Annotated in this window: 14 protein-coding genes; 4 read left to right on the forward strand and 10 right to left on the reverse strand. The window is 59.3% G+C overall.

Features of this window, described 5'->3' with window-relative positions; all coding sequences use genetic code 11:
• Positions 1-2: 2 nt before the first annotated feature.
• Together ACFC5L_RS10645 and ACFC5L_RS10650 are read right to left on the reverse strand one after the other, a co-directional pair.
• Positions 3-356 carry an Hpt domain-containing protein gene (locus tag ACFC5L_RS10645; RefSeq protein ID WP_375202960.1) on the reverse strand — a complete coding sequence of 118 codons (354 nt, stop codon included), beginning with the start codon at positions 354-356 and terminating at the stop codon, positions 3-5.
• A gap of 182 nt (positions 357-538) precedes the next feature.
• On the reverse strand, positions 539-1,042 hold the full coding sequence (locus tag ACFC5L_RS10650; RefSeq protein WP_375202959.1) for a hypothetical protein: 504 nt from the start codon (positions 1,040-1,042) through the stop codon (positions 539-541).
• A gap of 268 nt (positions 1,043-1,310) precedes the next feature.
• Here ACFC5L_RS10650 and ACFC5L_RS10655 point away from each other — a divergent pair, with 268 nt between their 5' ends.
• Together ACFC5L_RS10655 and ACFC5L_RS10660 are read left to right on the forward strand one after the other, a co-directional pair.
• The gene (locus ACFC5L_RS10655) at positions 1,311-2,771 is read left to right on the forward strand and encodes a helicase HerA-like domain-containing protein (RefSeq protein ID WP_375202958.1); all 1,461 of its coding nucleotides are present in this window, start codon (positions 1,311-1,313) and stop codon (positions 2,769-2,771) included.
• A gap of 1 nt (position 2,772) precedes the next feature.
• Positions 2,773-3,378 (forward strand): CPBP family intramembrane glutamic endopeptidase, encoded by a 606-nt coding sequence (locus tag ACFC5L_RS10660; RefSeq protein ID WP_375202957.1) that lies wholly within the window; start codon positions 2,773-2,775, stop codon positions 3,376-3,378.
• Positions 3,379-3,456: 78 nt separating this feature from the next.
• On the opposite strand, the gene ACFC5L_RS10665 is transcribed toward ACFC5L_RS10660, so the two are convergent.
• Positions 3,457-4,236: an NUDIX hydrolase gene (locus ACFC5L_RS10665; RefSeq protein WP_375202956.1), complete on the reverse strand. Its 780-nt coding sequence runs from the start codon at positions 4,234-4,236 to the stop codon at positions 3,457-3,459.
• Positions 4,229-4,621: a hypothetical protein gene (locus tag ACFC5L_RS10670; RefSeq protein ID WP_375202955.1), complete on the reverse strand. Its 393-nt coding sequence runs from the start codon at positions 4,619-4,621 to the stop codon at positions 4,229-4,231. Before ACFC5L_RS10670 ends, ACFC5L_RS10665 begins: the two co-directional genes overlap by 8 nt.
• A gap of 77 nt (positions 4,622-4,698) precedes the next feature.
• Between ACFC5L_RS10670 and recG the strand changes: the two genes are divergently transcribed.
• Positions 4,699-6,783, forward strand: a complete 2,085-nt coding sequence (gene recG / locus ACFC5L_RS10675; protein ID WP_375202954.1) for an ATP-dependent DNA helicase RecG — start codon at positions 4,699-4,701, stop codon at positions 6,781-6,783.
• On the opposite strand, the gene ACFC5L_RS10680 is transcribed toward recG, so the two are convergent.
• Positions 6,780-7,598, reverse strand: a complete 819-nt coding sequence (locus ACFC5L_RS10680; RefSeq protein WP_375202953.1) for a DUF502 domain-containing protein — start codon at positions 7,596-7,598, stop codon at positions 6,780-6,782. The genes recG and ACFC5L_RS10680 overlap by 4 nt on opposite strands.
• A gap of 229 nt (positions 7,599-7,827) precedes the next feature.
• Here ACFC5L_RS10680 and galU point away from each other — a divergent pair, with 229 nt between their 5' ends.
• A complete protein-coding gene (gene galU / locus ACFC5L_RS10685) occupies positions 7,828-8,697 on the forward strand; it encodes a UTP--glucose-1-phosphate uridylyltransferase GalU (RefSeq protein WP_375202952.1) in 870 nt (289 codons plus the stop codon).
• 25 nt (positions 8,698-8,722) lie between these two features.
• Here galU and dnaE read toward each other — a convergent pair whose 3' ends face one another.
• From dnaE to ACFC5L_RS10710, 5 genes are all read right to left on the reverse strand, one after another.
• Entirely contained in the window at positions 8,723-12,169 is a 3,447-nt protein-coding gene (dnaE, locus tag ACFC5L_RS10690; RefSeq protein WP_375202951.1) for a DNA polymerase III subunit alpha, read from the reverse strand.
• 259 nt (positions 12,170-12,428) lie between these two features.
• A complete protein-coding gene (locus tag ACFC5L_RS10695; RefSeq protein ID WP_375202950.1) occupies positions 12,429-13,091 on the reverse strand; it encodes a CatB-related O-acetyltransferase in 663 nt (220 codons plus the stop codon).
• A 151-nt stretch (positions 13,092-13,242) separates the two neighbouring features.
• A complete protein-coding gene (locus tag ACFC5L_RS10700) occupies positions 13,243-13,821 on the reverse strand; it encodes a DUF1439 domain-containing protein (protein WP_375202949.1) in 579 nt (192 codons plus the stop codon).
• Positions 13,821-15,032, reverse strand: coding sequence for a threonine synthase (locus ACFC5L_RS10705; RefSeq protein ID WP_375202948.1), 1,212 nt, complete (start codon positions 15,030-15,032; stop codon positions 13,821-13,823). The genes ACFC5L_RS10700 and ACFC5L_RS10705 overlap by 1 nt, the downstream gene beginning before the upstream one ends.
• The gene (locus ACFC5L_RS10710) at positions 15,033-15,512 is read right to left on the reverse strand and encodes a hypothetical protein (protein ID WP_375202947.1); all 480 of its coding nucleotides are present in this window, start codon (positions 15,510-15,512) and stop codon (positions 15,033-15,035) included.
• Positions 15,513-15,516: the final 4 nt, after the last annotated feature.

The raw sequence follows: 15,516 nt of genomic DNA on the forward strand, positions 1-15,516 counted from the left end.
CCTTAAATCGCGGCCGCCAGCCGGAACCGCTTGGCTTCGTCAATGGCGTCAGACGCCATGACGCGAAGGGAAACAAGCAGGGTCGCGCGCGCTTCCTGTTTTCCGGGAGCCGCCCCGATCATGTTTTCCGCCTCTTCGCAGATTTTGCCGAGGCTCCACGCGCCGACGCCGCGCGCCGCGCCTTTGAGCGTATGGGCCGTGTTTTTCCAGGCCTCGTCCGTCTGGAACACGTCAAACTTCTCCAGAAGCAGACAGACCTGCTCGGAAAAAATTTCGAGAATCTCGTCGCGCAACATGTCATCGCCAACGACGTATTTTTCGAGATGGTCAAAATCGATCATTCCGCCTGCCGTCATGTCTCGCTCACTTTTCACTTCTACGAACATGACAAGAATGTAAGCGACAATTGCTACAAGGCGATTAAAATTTTATCCGTCATGTTTAACAGGTTGTAAAGAAAACGCCGCCGACGCGGGTAAAGCGCCGGCGGCGTCTCATTTTGAAACGGTCTGGCCTGAAAACAGGCGTCAGCCGCGTCTTAGTTTTGCGGGTCTTCGTCAGCGGCTTCGTCTGCTGCTTCCTCAGCCTCGTCCATGGCCTCGTCAGCCGCTTCCTCGGCGTCCGCCGCCATTTCTTCCATTTCGTCGCTGGCGGCATCCATCATTTCGCCAGCATCCTCCGCCGCGCCTTCCATGGCGTCAGCGGCGTCGTCCGCCATTTCATCAGCCGCCTCCATGGCGTCATCCGCCATTTCGCCGGTTTCATCCATGGCCTCGTCCATTGCGTCGCCAGCGTCATCCATGGCTTCGCCCATATTGTCGCCGGCATCGCCCATGGCTTCGTCGGCGGCCTCAGCGGCGTCGCCCGCCATATCGCCAACTTCATCCGCAGCATCGCCCATCGCATCAGCAGCGTCATCCGCCACGTCCTCGATAGCCTCGCTCGCGTCCTGCATCGCCTCTGGCGCGTCGCGGCCCATCAGCTGCGTCAATCCAATAATAACCGCCAGCGCAACCGCGATGACGAGAAGAATTCTGAGCATGGTTAGCCCCTTCCTTATGCGTTACTTCGCCCGATGTTTTTTACGCGTATGATTACCCCCGCACGCCCCGTACAATTTCCCTCGAATGTGTTTTCTCGCGCGGTCAGTGGATTTTATCCCCAATCCGGAGCGCCGTAAATGCCGCCTCTCAGGTCCAAGATTACGGATTTGACAATAATTCCGGGCGCTTGGACATTACGCCCACCCCAAGACCGCATAGAAAGCGGGTTTGGGGCCGTATGCGCAGTTCCGCCGGCCAGGAGACCACATGACCGAGACGTCCGTTTTTCTTGGAAAGAGCGAAAAACCGGAAGCCCTTTCCCTTAAATACGCCAATCGCCATGGTCTTATTTCCGGCGCAACCGGAACCGGTAAAACCGTCACGTTACAGATCATCACCGAAGGGCTGTCCGCCGCGGGGGTGCCGGTCTTCGTCGCTGACGTGAAGGGAGATCTTTCCGGCATCGCCGAACCGGTCGAGATGAAGGATTTCCTCACGGCGCGCGCGGAAAAGATCGGGCTCGACCCGTATGAGCCGAAAGCTTGCCCGGTGTGCTTTTGGGACCTCTTCGGCGAAAAGGGCCATCCTATTCGCGCGACCGTATCGGAGATGGGCCCGTTGTTGCTGTCGCGGCTGCTCGATCTCAACGCCACCCAGGAAGGGGTGTTAACGCTCGCCTTTCGTCTCGCCGACGATGAAGGCCTCCTCCTCCTGGACTTGAAGGATTTGCGTGCGCTGCTTGTGGATGTCGCCGAGCGCGCAAAAGAACTGTCAGCAGAATATGGGCATGTGTCCCGCGCCTCTGTCGGCGCCATTCAGCGCCGCCTGCTCGCGCTTGAAGAACAAGGCGCCGAGGAATTTTTCGGCGAGCCGGCGCTCGAGCTGACGGATTTCCTGCGCACCGATGACGAAGGCGCGGGGATCATCAACATTCTCGCCGCTGACAAGCTCATGCAGACACCGAAGCTTTATGCAACGTTTTTGCTGTGGCTGCTCTCCGAACTTTTCGAAGAGCTTCCGGAAATCGGCGATCCGGAAAAGCCGAAGCTCGTTTTCTTTTTCGACGAAGCCCACCTTCTTTTTGATGAAGCGCCCAAAGCGCTGCTTGAAAAAGTCGAACAGGTTGTGCGCCTGATCCGCTCCAAAGGCGTCGGCGTCTTTTTCGTCACGCAAAACCCGCTCGACGTGCCAGACAGCGTCTCCAGCCAGCTTGGCAACCGGGTGCAGCACGCCCTTCGCGCCTTTACGCCGCGCGAACAGCGCGTGGTCAAAGCCGCGGCGGAAACCTTCCGGCCGAATCCCGCCTTTGACACGCTCGAGGTGATCACCCAGCTCGGCATCGGCGAGGCGCTGGTCTCGACCCTTGAGAGCAAGGGCGCGCCGGGCGTCGTCCAGCGCACGCTGATCCGCCCGCCGTCATCTCGCATGGGGCCGTTGACCGCCGCCGAACGGAAAAGCGTCCTGCGCTATTCCGACATGGCCGACAAATATGACGACATGGTGGACCGTGAATCCGCCTATGAAATTCTGAAAGAACGGGCGGAGAAACGGGCCGAAGCTGAAGAAAAGGCCCGCGAAAAAGAAGCGAAGCAAAAGACATCCAGGCGAAAAACCACCCGTCGTCGCTCCAACCGCCAGACCGTCAGTGAAGCCGCCTTCAAGACCGCTGCGAGGACGCTTGCCCGCGAGCTTGTGCGCGGCGTTCTCGGCAGCCTGAAGCGGCGCTGATATGGCGGATGAAACTCCGCCATCGGAAGAGCGCACCTTTCTTGTCGTCATTGGCGGCACGGCGCTGATGGGATTGGCCGCCATAGGCCTGAGCTTTGTTTTTAAAACGCCGCTCGGCCCGCAACTCGTGCTGGACATAAACGCCATTTTGATCGGCGTCATCGCAACCACGCCCCTTGCCGCTTTTCTCTGGTGGTTTTCCAATACGACGCTGGAGCATTTCGCGTCTTTCCGCCGCTCCCAGATCAAGTTCTTTTCTGAAATCGGCTTTTCCTTCACGCCGCGCCGCATCGCCTTGATGGCGCTGGCGGCGGGAATTTCAGAAGAGTTGTTGTTCCGCGGCGTTTTGCAAACATGGGGCGCCGGTTTTGCGCCGGAAGTGCTGGTGATTGTTCTCACCAATATGCTGTTTGGCATGATGCACATGCGCACGGCGCTTTACGCCGTCATCGCGGGCCTTGTCGGCATGTATCTCGGTTTTCTTTACATGCTGACCGACAATCTTCTGGCGCCGATCGCCGCCCATGCGCTCTATGACGCCGTCGCCCTCGAATATACGCGCCGCGCCGTATCTCACTATAATCTTGAAACCGGCGCCGAGCTTTAGAGCGCTTAAAACCACTCTAAATTTTGTATTGTCGCGTTTTCGAACCGCAAAACCATTCACACTTTTGCTGAAAACGCTTTAGCTGCGCATGGCGCTTTCCAGCGGTTCTTCCGTCACCGGATAACCCATATCGTCCGGAATGGTGAGAAACCGCGCGCCGTCCCGCTCAACAATGCGCGGCTCGACAAGACGGATCGTTCTTTCTTCTGCGAAGCGGAAAACATCGCCGGATGAGGCGCTCACATTCAACAGCTCCACATTGCGCGATGTCGGAAAGATCATTTTCCGCTTCCCCGTGTCGCGGTCTGCCAGCATGGCCGATGGCGGCGCCCAGACAACATCCGTCGCCTCGACGCCATCGGCTTCAGCGATTTGCGACGCCGGCGCCCGCGCCGCAAAGAACCAGGTGTCGTATCGGCGATGACCAACGCCGGCGGGCGGGCGCCAGCGCGCAAAAAAACATAAGTCATCAAGCGCGAGACGAAGCCCCTCGCCCTCAATCATCTCAAGGAAAAGCGCGTCATTCTGTTCGACCCGAGACCGCCATGATGCAAGCGCCAGCGCCTCGTCGGCGCCGATCATCATGTCGCCGCGCCGCGCCAGCAACAGGCCCGTTTCCTCAAACGCTTCGCGGATCGCCGCCACCCGCGGCGCGAATTGGTCATCCAGCGTGTTATCCACGCCGTCACAATGATCCCGCCAGTTCTGCGCATGGTCGCCAGCGTCTATACGTCCGCCGGGAAACACCATGGCGCCGCCGGCGAACGCGATATTGGCGTGACGCACAACCATCAGCGTTTCAAAGCGGGGCTCGTCGCGCAAAAGGATAATTGTCGCCGCAGGGATCGCATCACTCATCGAAAAGGCCGTCCTTGCGCCTCATATCAGGGTGTTCTTTCCGCGCGCCCGTCAGCCGGATGGCGGCAAAACCGCCAAGCATTGTCGTGATGATCGCGCCCGGCCACAACAGCCATGACAGCGGATAGGAAAAAAGCGTTATCACAGCGGCGAGAAAAATCGCAGCGGCGCCCAGCGCGCCCAACGGCGCCCAGCGCCTGCCAATGATCAGCGCCAGCGCCGCCGCGACAAAGGCGCCCGCGAGCCAGCCGGCGAGCAGGAGTGCGCCATAAACAGCCGCTCCGGGGGCTGCCCCAAGCAGCGCCGCCCCGCCGCCTTCCACTGTTTTTGCAGCCGCGAGCCCCACAATAACGGCGACAATGACGGCGGCGAGCGATCTCAGCATCGAATATACCCTTTCCCTTGCCTTTTAGCCCTTCCCGCGAAATGGAAAAGACCACAAAACAGCGCTATCCAGTCTTCATGCGGCCCGCCATTCTCAATCCCCTCTTTGCCGACATCACGGTGCTGACCGGCGTCGGTCCGAAAATCGCCGCCTTGATCGGCCGCGCTGCGGGACCGCGCATTGTCGACCTTCTCCTGACGCCGCCATCGGGGTTAGTGGACCGGTCTTTCCGCCCGAAAGTCGCCGATGCGCCCGAAGGCCGCATCGTTACGCTGGAGATCACGGTTGACCATCACGAGCCGCCGCCGAAAGGACGCCGGCTTCCTTATAAAATCACCTGTTCGGATGAAACCGGCTTTTTAACGCTCGTATTTTTTCATGCGCGTGCGGATTATCTGATAAAGCAATTGCCCGAAGGGGCCCGCCGTCTTGTCTCCGGCAAGGTCGAGGAATTCAAGGGCGCGCGTCAGATGACGCATCCCGATTATATCGCGGATCCGGAAAAGCCGGGCGAGATGCCGTTGCACGAAGCGATCTATCCGCTCACCGCCGGGCTGTCGGCAGCGGTGATGCGCAAGGCGGCGATGCAGGCTGTCGATCGGACGCCCGATCTCGATGAGTGGCAGGAGCCAAACTGGCTGGCGAAACATCACTGGCAAACCTGGAAAGACGCGATTGAAACCGTACACGCGCCATCGGCGCAGGAGGAATTATCGCTCCTCTCCCCGGCGCGCCAGCGGCTCGCCTATGACGAACTCCTCGCCAATCAACTGGCGTTAGCGCTCATTCGCAAGGCGCGCGTCAAAACCAGGGGACGCGCCATCAAGGGTGACGGCAAGCGCATTGCTGTCGCCAAAAAGGCGCTTCCCTTTTCACTAACCGGCGCGCAAACCGAGGCCCTCAAGGAAATCTTCGCCGATATGCGCTCCAATGAACGCATGGTGCGGCTTCTTCAGGGCGATGTGGGGTCCGGCAAAACCATTGTCGCCTTCTTCGCCATGCTCGGCGCCATCGAGGCTGGCGCGCAAGCCGCGTTAATGGCGCCGACGGAAATTCTTGCGCGCCAGCATATGGAATCGCTTGCCGACCTTGCCGCCGCAACCGGCGTCACAATGGACATTCTGACGGGACGCGACAAAGGCGCCGTGCGCGCGGAAAAACTCGATCGCCTCAAGAACGGCGAAATCAATATTCTGATAGGCACACACGCCCTCTTTCAGGAAGACGTCGCGTTCAAGGATCTGGCGCTGGTCGTGATCGATGAACAGCATCGTTTCGGCGTACGCCAGCGCATCGCACTCACGCAGAAAGGTCCCAAGCCGGACCTCCTTGTTATGACGGCGACGCCGATCCCGCGCACGCTGGCGCTCACCGCCTATGGCGATATGGAGCACAGCCGCATCACCGAGAAACCGCCGGGACGCAAGCCCGTGGACACGCGCGCCATTCCCATGAGCCGCCTTGATGAAATGATCGCGGCGGTGAAACGCGCAGCGGCGGAAGGCAATCAGGCCTATTGGGTGTGCCCCCTGGTCGAAGAGTCCGACATCATCGACCTCACCGCCGCTGAAGAGCGTTTTGAAAGTTTGAAGGCGGTGCTGGGTGATCGCGTCGGACTGGTGCATGGACGCATGTCAGGACCAGACAAAGACGCCGTGATGGAAAAATTCTATCGCGGCGAGTTGTCGGTGTTGATCGCAACAACGGTGATCGAAGTTGGCGTCAATGCGCCCAACGCGACGATCATGATTATCGAACACGCCGAACGTTTCGGCCTCGCCCAGCTTCATCAATTGCGCGGCCGCGTGGGACGCGGCGACAAAAAGTCGAGTTGCATCCTCCTGTACAAACCGCCGCTCGGCGAAACAGCCAAAGCTCGCCTGAAAGTGCTGCGCGACACCGAGGATGGATTCGTGATCGCCGAAGAGGATTTAAGACTTCGCGGCGCCGGTGATTTTCTCGGCGCGGCGCAATCCGGATTTCCCCGCTTTCGCCTGGCGGATATTGCCGTACATGGCGAACTGCTCGCCGCCGCCCGGGACGACGCTAAAATGATTATCGACCGCGACCCGGAGCTCAGAACGCCCCGGGGCGAAGCCCTGCGCACCCTGCTCTATCTTTTCAGCCGTGATGATGCGGTTAAACTGTTGAGCGCCGGTTAGGCTTTTTTGGCGCCGAAGAGGCGCTTGCGCAGCGGGTTTTTCTCACCGCGCGCTTCATCCGCCAGCGCTTCGAGTTTACGCGCCGCTTCGGCGCCGTCCGTATATTCCGGCGTGACAAGCCCCAGTGAAAAGACGACCTTCGCCGCTTCTTCCACGGTCATTTTAAGAACGCGCAGATCCTTGCGCGGCACGAACAACAGAAAACCGGAGGTCGGGTTCGGCACCGTCGGGATGAAGATCGACGTCAGACGCTCACCCATATCGTCAAGTTGCGCGCGCACTTCGCCTTTGGTCTCGCCCACAACGAACGCCATCACCCAGGCGTCCTTGCGCGGATATTCCACCAGCGCAACTTCCTTGAAAGACCGGTCTGACTGGCGCAGCGCCGTTTCAAAAACATTTTTGAAAAAGCCGAACACATTGCGCACAACCGGAACGGATTCAAACAGGCGCTCACCCGCAGCAATGAAGGACCGGCCGATAAAGTTTTTCGCAAAAATCCCGATCAGGATGATGACGATGAAAGCGAGCAGCACCCCGACGCCAGGGATCACCTGAACGACCGTTTCATAGTTCCCGGCGGGCAACGTACGTTTAACAAAGGCGTCCAGCTTGGCCATCGGCCCGGTGAAAAGGAGATAAAAAAGCCAGATGGTGATGCCGATAGGCGCGACGACCGCGACACCGGCCAGAAAATCCGACCACAGCCCCGCAAGAAAGCTCTGTTTTTTTGGCTGAATCAACGGCCGGTCACCGCCCAGCGGGTTCCGCTTTGCTGACGATTCCTTTGATTTTTCTTCGTTTTCGTCGTTCATGTCTGTTTTCTCTGACCCGTGGGGCGTGTCCCGCGACTTCATCATATGCGCAGCCTTCAGCCCTTACGCAAGAACAGCCTGCAAACGCGACAGTTTCAAGGCGATCTCGATTCATGACTGAAAAGAGGCGGCCGGTTGATCTTCTCCCCCCGGGAAAGGATAAGATCGAACAGCTATCAAAACCTTGATGGCCGCCGGAAATGTTAACATCGAGATAACGGACCCCCTCATGAAGCCTGTTCGCAAAGTCGTCATTCCCGTCGCCGGCCACGGCACGCGCGTTCTGCCCGCCACAAAGTCGACACCGAAAGAACTCTTGCCGCTAGTCGACCGGCCGCTGATCGACTATGTGGTCAATGAAGCGTTCGAGGCGGGCATGGAGCATGTGGTGCTCATCACCGGCCGCGGCAAAGGCGCCATTGAGGATTATTTCGATCACGCCTTCGAACTGGAAGCCGGGCTTGAAGCGAAAAAGAAAACCGAAATTCTCAAAAGCGTTCAGGGCGTCATCCCGAAAGCCGGCGCACTCTCCTATACCCGTCAGCAGGCGCCGCTGGGTCTTGGCCACGCTGTCTGGTGCGCACGCGACATCATCGGCGACGAACCTTTCGCGGTCTCTCTTCCTGACGTGGTCATTGACGGCGCGCCGGGATGTCTCGCCCAGATGGTGACGGAATATGAAAAGACCGGCGGAAATATCATCGCCGTCGAACAAGTCGCGAAAGAAGAAACCAACAAATATGGCGTTGTCGCCCCCAAAGGCGAACGCGGCGGACGCCTTTTTGAAATGTCGGGCATGGTGGAAAAGCCGGCCCCTGCGGTTGCGCCATCCAATCTCGCCATCACCGGGCGCTACATTCTTCAGCCGGAGATTTTCAAGCTTCTGGAAACAACGCCCCGCGGCGCCGGCGGCGAGATCCAGCTCACTGACGCGATGGACGCGCTGATGAAATCGCAGTCGTTCTACGCCTATGAATATGAGGGCCAGAGCCATGATTGCGGCGACAAGCTGAGCTGGCTCAAAGCAAATGTTACGCTGGGCCTGAAACGGCCTGAGTTTTCAGCAGCTTTCCGCGCTTTCCTCAAAGAGTCTCTTTAGTCCGGCTCAGCGCCTGGATCAGCTCCTAAATTAGCTCTACGTCGGCGACGCCATTGATGCTGCGCAAGGCGCCGCGCATGGCGGGGGTGCAGGCGGCGACGCCCGGCAAGGCAAGGTCGACCTCCCGGCCCGTTTCCGGCAGGCGCATCACGACGACCACAGAGCCGCTTTCCCGTGCGCTCGCGGGCCGCACAGAGGCGAGCCGGCGTTTTAATCCATCCAGTGCGTCCGGCGATGTCACTGACACCCGCAACTGAGACACGGTCGCCGCCGCCGCCTCATCAAGTTTGCGCATGGTCTCACAGGTAAAGCGCACATCACCGTCCCGTTCTTCCACGGTGAGGCCCACAAGAACGAGTGAGCCCGACTCCATCAGATCGCGGGAAGCGTTCAAGGTCTCGGAAAAGACAGTGATCTCGAATTCACCGCTCTGATCGGAGAGCTCAACCCAGGCGAATGGCTTGCCGGTTTTTGACCGGCGGAAACGGACCGTACGGATGACCCCCGCCATTTGCACCGCCGCGCGGCCGACTTTTGCGCGCGCCTGCGCCTCTGTATAGGTGATTACATTGAGCCGTTTCAGTTCTTTCTCATAGTCGTCGAGCGGGTGGCCGCTGAAATAAAAACCGACGGCGCTGCGCTCTTCATCAAGGCGCACCTGCGGCGTCCATTCTTCAGCCGCCGGCAGCTTGGGCTTGGCGAGCGCCGGCGCATCGTCGAGCGCAAAAAGCCCACCCTGATCGCTTTGTTGTTCTTCCTGATAAGCGGCCGACGTGCGCAAAAGCAGCTCCGCCGAAGCAAAGGCCTGCGCGCGCGACGCACAAAGCCCGTCCAGCGCGCCGGCGCGGGCGAGATTTTCAAGCGAGCGTTTGCCAATCTGTTTCAGATCCACCCGTTCGGCGAAGTCGATCAGGTCCTTGAAAGGGCCATTTTTCGCCCGTTCGTCGGCGATATGGGCCATGGCGCCTTCGCCCACATTTTTCACCGCGGACAAAGCATAAACGATAGCGCCGTCCTTCACGGAAAAATCCGCTTCCGAATAATTGATATGCGGCGGACGAACCTCAAGCTCTGTGCGGCGCGCCTCTTTCAGGAAGATGGCGAGCTTGTCAGTGTTGGCGCGGTCGAGCGACATGGAGGCGGCGAGCAGTTCCGCTGGGTAGTTGGCCTTGAGCCATGCAGTCTGGTAGGCGATGTAAGCATAGGCGGCGGCGTGGGACTTGTTGAACCCGTAGCCCGCGAATTTCTGAACAAGATCGAAAATGGACGAGGCCTTCGCGGCGTCGACGCCTTTTTCTTTCGCGCCGTCGACAAAACGAATGCGCTGTTTGTCCATCTCCTCCTTTTTCTTCTTGCCCATGGCCCGGCGCAAAAGGTCCGCCTCACCCAGCGAATAGCCGGACAGGATTTGCGCGATCTGCATCACCTGTTCCTGATAGATGATGACGCCGTAAGTTTCCTTGAGCACGTCCTCAAGCAGCGGATGGAGATAATCGGGTTTTTGAAGCCCCTGTTTGCGCTCGATATAAGTGGGAATGTTCTCCATCGGGCCCGGGCGATAGAGCGAGACGAGCGCGATAATGTCTTCAAGAGTATCGGGCTTCATGGCGCGCAGGGTGGAGCGCATGCCCGTGCTTTCCAGCTGGAACACGCCCGTCGCTGCGCCCTCGCCCAGCATCTCGAAGGTGGATTTGTCGTCGAGAGGGATCTCATCCATTTTGAGATCGACGCCGCGCTCGGCCGCATAGCCGACAGCGCGGGCGATAACGGTGAGCGTCTTCAGCCCCAGAAAGTCGAATTTGACGAGGCCCGCCGGCTCCACCCATTTCATGTTGAACTGGGTCGCGGGCATGTCGGAGCGCGGGTCGCGATAGAGCGGCACCAGCTCGTCGAGAGGCCGATCGCCGATCACCACGCCAGCGGCGTGGGTCGAGGCGTGCCGGTATAGCCCTTCGAGCTTCAGCGCCTTTTCGATGAGCGCCGCCACGGATTCATCTTCATCGCGCTGTTCTTTAAGTCGCGGTTCGGTTTCCAGCGCCTCGGCGAGGGTCACCGGATTGGCCGGATTGTTCGGCACCAGCTTGCAGATGCGATCCACCTGGCCGAACGGCATGTTGAGGACCCGCCCCACATCGCGCAGCACCGCGCGCGCCTGCAGCTTTCCGAAGGTGATGATCTGGGCGACGCGATCGCGGCCGTATTTTTCCTGAACGTAGCGGATCACCTCGTCGCGCCGGTCCTGACAGAAATCGATATCGAAGTCCGGCATGGAGACACGTTCGGGATTGAGAAAGCGCTCGAACAGGAGACCGAAGCGCAACGGGTCGAGATCGGTGATGGTGAGCGCCCAGGCGACGAGCGAGCCCGCGCCCGAACCGCGACCCGGCCCGACGGGAACGTCTTCGCGCTTGGCCCATTTGATGAAGTCGGAAACGATCAGGAAGTACCCCGGAAACCCCATCCTGTTGATGATGTCGAGCTCGATCTTGAGACGGTCCCAGTACTCGCTTTCATTAGTGGCAGGTTCATTGGCGCGCAACCGCGCCTTCAGCCCCTCGCGCGCCTGACGTTCAAGCTCTCGCGCTTCGGCCGCCGCGGCTTCCTCGCCTTCGCCGGCGAAACGCGGCAGAATCGGATCGCGAAAACGCGGGCGATAGGCGCAGCGCTGCGCCACCTCCACCGTGTTCTCAATCGCTTCGGGCAGATCGGCGAAAAGCGCCGTCATCTCTTCCGCTGTTTTGAAATAATGATCAGGCGTGACTTTGCGCCGGTCGTCCTGATGAACATAAGCGCCCTCGGCGACACACATCAGCGCGTCATGCGCCTCATGATCGTCAGGCGCGGGGAAGAAAGGCTCATTGGTCGCGACTAGGGGAAGGTCCAGATCATAGGCGAGATCGATCAGCGCTTCCTCGACGCTTTCGTCATCACGGTCGGCGTGGCGCTGTAGCTCCACATAAAGGCGCAGCGGAAACATCCGCGCCAGCCGCTCCAGCGCGTTCCGCGCCTCCTCCTTGCGGTCTTCGCGCAAGAGCCGGTCCACGGGTCCGTCATAGCCGCCCGTAAGGCAGATCACATCGTCAGTGTGAGCCTCCAGAAAGTCGAGGCCGGCGCACGCCCCCTCCTCAGAGCGGGAGCGCAAAAACGCCTCGCTCGTGATCTTCAGAAGGTTCTGATAGCCGGCCTCCGTCTGGGCGAGGAGGACGATGGAGGGCTGACGCCCGCCCCGCGAGGTTTGAAGCCCGAAATCGGCGCCGTCGAAAGCCTGTTGCAGGCCGACAATGGGCTGGACGCCGGCGCCGGCAAGGGTCACCGAAGCCTCAAGCGCGCCGAACAAATTGTTTGTGTCAGTGATCGCGACTGCGGGCATCCCGGCCTCAAGGCAGAGATCCTTCACCCGGCTGATGGGGATCGCCCCCTCCGCAAGGGAGTACGCCGAGTGCAGATGCAGATGGATGAATTGCGCCGTCATGGCGGCTCCCGCGTTCGTCTGACACCAATGTAAAGGAACGCGGATTACGCCCCGAGCAAGACGCTCCAGAACTGGACAGCGCCAATGACCATGATGAGTACGCCGAGTCCGACGACGTCGCGCAAGCTTTCGTTTTCCATAAGACGCTCCCGTTGTTGAGTTCGTCTTTTGTTCTCTATTCCCTTTTTGTTCTCGTGTCCAGTAAAAACCGGCGGGAAAATTTCCCCGCCGGCTGAAATCAAAAATTCATGCTGAATTTTCAGTTGCTTGCGCGCTCCAGAGCGGCGACATCCGCGCCGCGAATGGCCTCAAGATTGGCGGTGATCCTCGCCGCCGGCCAGTTCCACCAGGCGACGGCGATGAGCCGGTCAATGGTCTCATCGTCAAAGCGACGCCTTATGGTGCGGGCCGGGTTACCGACGGCGATCCCATAGGCGGGCACATCCGAAGCGACGACGGCTTTAGAGCCGATGATGGCCCCGTCGCCAATCGTGACGCCGGGCATGATCACCGCGTCGGCGCCGATCCAGACATCGTTTCCAATGACAGTGTCGCCGCGCAAGCCGAGCTTCCAATTGTCATCCCTGTCCTGCCAGCCCTTGCCGAAAATGGCGAAGGGATAGGTCGACAGCCCATCGAGGCGATGATTGGCGCCGTTCATGATGAACTGGACGCCGGAGGCGATGGCGCAAAACCGGCCGATGATCAGCCGGTCGCCCAAAAACTCATGGTGGTAGCGGACGCAGCGTTCATAGAACTGCTCCGGTCCATGCACCGGATCGTCGTAATAGGTGTACTCACCGATCTCGACATTGGGCTGATTCACAAGCGGCTTTAAAAAGCCAACCTGGGGATAGCCGTCCATGGGGTGAAGTTCACTGGGGGCAGGCCCGTGCTGGGCCCGTGTTTGAAGGTCAGACATAAAAACTCCGGTCGGAAAGAGGGAAAAAGCGCGCGCAATCGCTCTCTAAAAAGCGTCGCGGCGGCGTTTCGGGGTGTTCCGGCCTAGTTGTTCACTGTCCTGATAATCCTTCTTTTGTGGCGGGGTGCTTAGCGCACTTGGCGGGGAATGTCTAATCGGCCTTTTCGGACGCCGTTTTATTGAGCCCCAGGGTCACGACGAGCTGTTCGTCCTTCACCGCAACATCCTTCAAAAAGAGATGCGCCGCGGATTTCGCCGCGGTGTCGGGCTCCAGCACGTAAAGCGGCCGCGTCCGGTAAAATTCCCGCAAGGCGACGGAAATCGCTTCATTGGCCTTGTTGGCGTAGGCGTCGGGAACGCCGCCAAGCTGCATTCTATCCACGACCGGGTCTTTCAGAAAGAAGGCGCGCTGCTCCGCGTCATAGCGCACGCCGCCGGACATGTCCGCGGCGCCGGAAAAGGAAAGCTCGCGCCCTGCAAAAGTCGTCGCCACGACGACATCAACGCCGCCAGCGACGCGGTCCGCCCCTTCGACAAGATCAATGCGTGGGTTATCGAGCGTCACATCGAAAACATAAAGATGACGCCCCTCATAAGGCAGCCGCGAATCAAGTTGTCCGCGCAAGTCGTCTTCAGAAAACTGGAAAACGTAATCGCGGCCGGACAGCGCCCAGAAAGCCGCAGCGCCAATCAGGCCAAGAACGACAAGGATGATAAAACCGAGTCTCATTAGAACCGTCCATAATCAATCGGTTTCGTGCGATCGACAAAACCGGTCTTCGCTTCCATGGGATATTTAAGGCCCGTGGCGCAGTTGAAAAGCACAACCCGGTCGGATTTCGAAACGCGGCCGTCTTCCAGTGATTGTCTGTAGGCGGCGTATGTGGCGGCGCCCTCCGGGCAAAGCAACAAGCCTTCTTCGCGCGCAATGGCGTCGCGCGCTTCGAAGATGTCGTTTTCTTCAACCGCAACCGCAAAGCCGTTCGATGCGCGCACCGCGCGCAGGATCAGAAAATCGCCTACAGCGATGGGCACGCGAATGCCAGCCGCCGCCGTCCAGGCGTTCTCCCAAAGGGGCGCGTGTTCCGCGCCCTCCTCCCAGGCCTTGACGATCGGCGCGCAGCCCGCGGCCTGCACCGCAATCATTTTCGGCCGCTTCGGTCCGATCCAGCCGATCGCTTCAAGTTCGTCGAACGCCTTCCACATGCCGATCAGGCCGGTGCCGCCGCCAGTGGGGTAAAAGATCGCGTCCGGCAACTCCCAGCCGAATTGTTCGGCGAGCTCGAGGCCCATCGTTTTCTTGCCTTCGATGCGATAGGGCTCTTTCAGGGTGGAGACGTCGAACCAGCCGGCCTTTTCCTTGCCCTCGCCAACAATCTTGCCGCAATCATTGATAAGGCCGTTGACGCGATAAACGTCGCCGCCCTGTAATGCGATTTCTTCGACATTCACCTCGGGCGTATCGTCGGGACAAAAGATTGTCGTCTTCATGCCCGCCGCCGAGGCGTAAGCGGCCATGGCGGCGCCCGCATTGCCATTGGTCGGCATGGCAAGATGATCCAGCCCCAACTCTTTCGCCATGGAAACCGCAAGCGCAAGTCCGCGCGCCTTGAACGAGCCCGTCGGCAACCGTCCCTCATCCTTGACGATAATTTCGCCGGTGACGCCTGCCGCTTTTTCCGTGTGCTTGAGCCGAATGAGCGGCGTCATCACTTCGCCAAGCGTGATGCGGTTTTCCAGCTTTACAACGGGCAGAAATTCGCGATATCGCCAGAACCCGTCTTCACGCTCGCGCAGGGCGTCCTTGCAGGCAAGGCGTTCAAGCGCCGCAAGGTCGTAGCGCACCAGCAAAGGCTTTCCCGCCGCCGACAGCCCGTGTACGGCTCCCGCCTCATAGCGTTCGCCCGTATAGGAACATTCAAGATGGGTGACGAAACTCATTCATTTTCCTTCTTCGTCGCGGATAGTCTTCTCTTCACTCAGATCGGAGATATGGACATTGTGCGCTTTCCAGTCGTCGCCGAATTTTCTCAAAATCGCACTGATCACAATATCCTTTTCGCCAAGAGAGCCCGTCGCTTCCAGATAGGCCACATGATCCGTCAGCATTGAAAAACTGGAAAACGCCAGCTCCAGCGCTTCATCTGTGTCACGTTCAACATAAAGGGACAGAAGTTTATGAACGCCAGCGCGAAAATATGTGCGCCGATAAACACCGTCCGGGGTAATCAAGTTGAAGGGTTCCGCGATTAAGAGCGTCAATCCTTCAATGTCTTGATCATTCCACAAACGCTCAACTTCATCGAGCGCCTCCATCACGCCAGTAAGGTTGTCCCGCTCAAGATCGCGCGCCTGGACCGGGCCCATAAAGATCAGCACAGCCAGCGGGACAAGAAAGGCAAAACACTTATGCATCGCCATTCAG

This window comes from Hyphococcus sp. (assembly GCF_041986965.1).
In the GTDB taxonomy this organism is placed as follows: Bacteria; Pseudomonadota; Alphaproteobacteria; order Caulobacterales; family Parvularculaceae; genus Hyphococcus.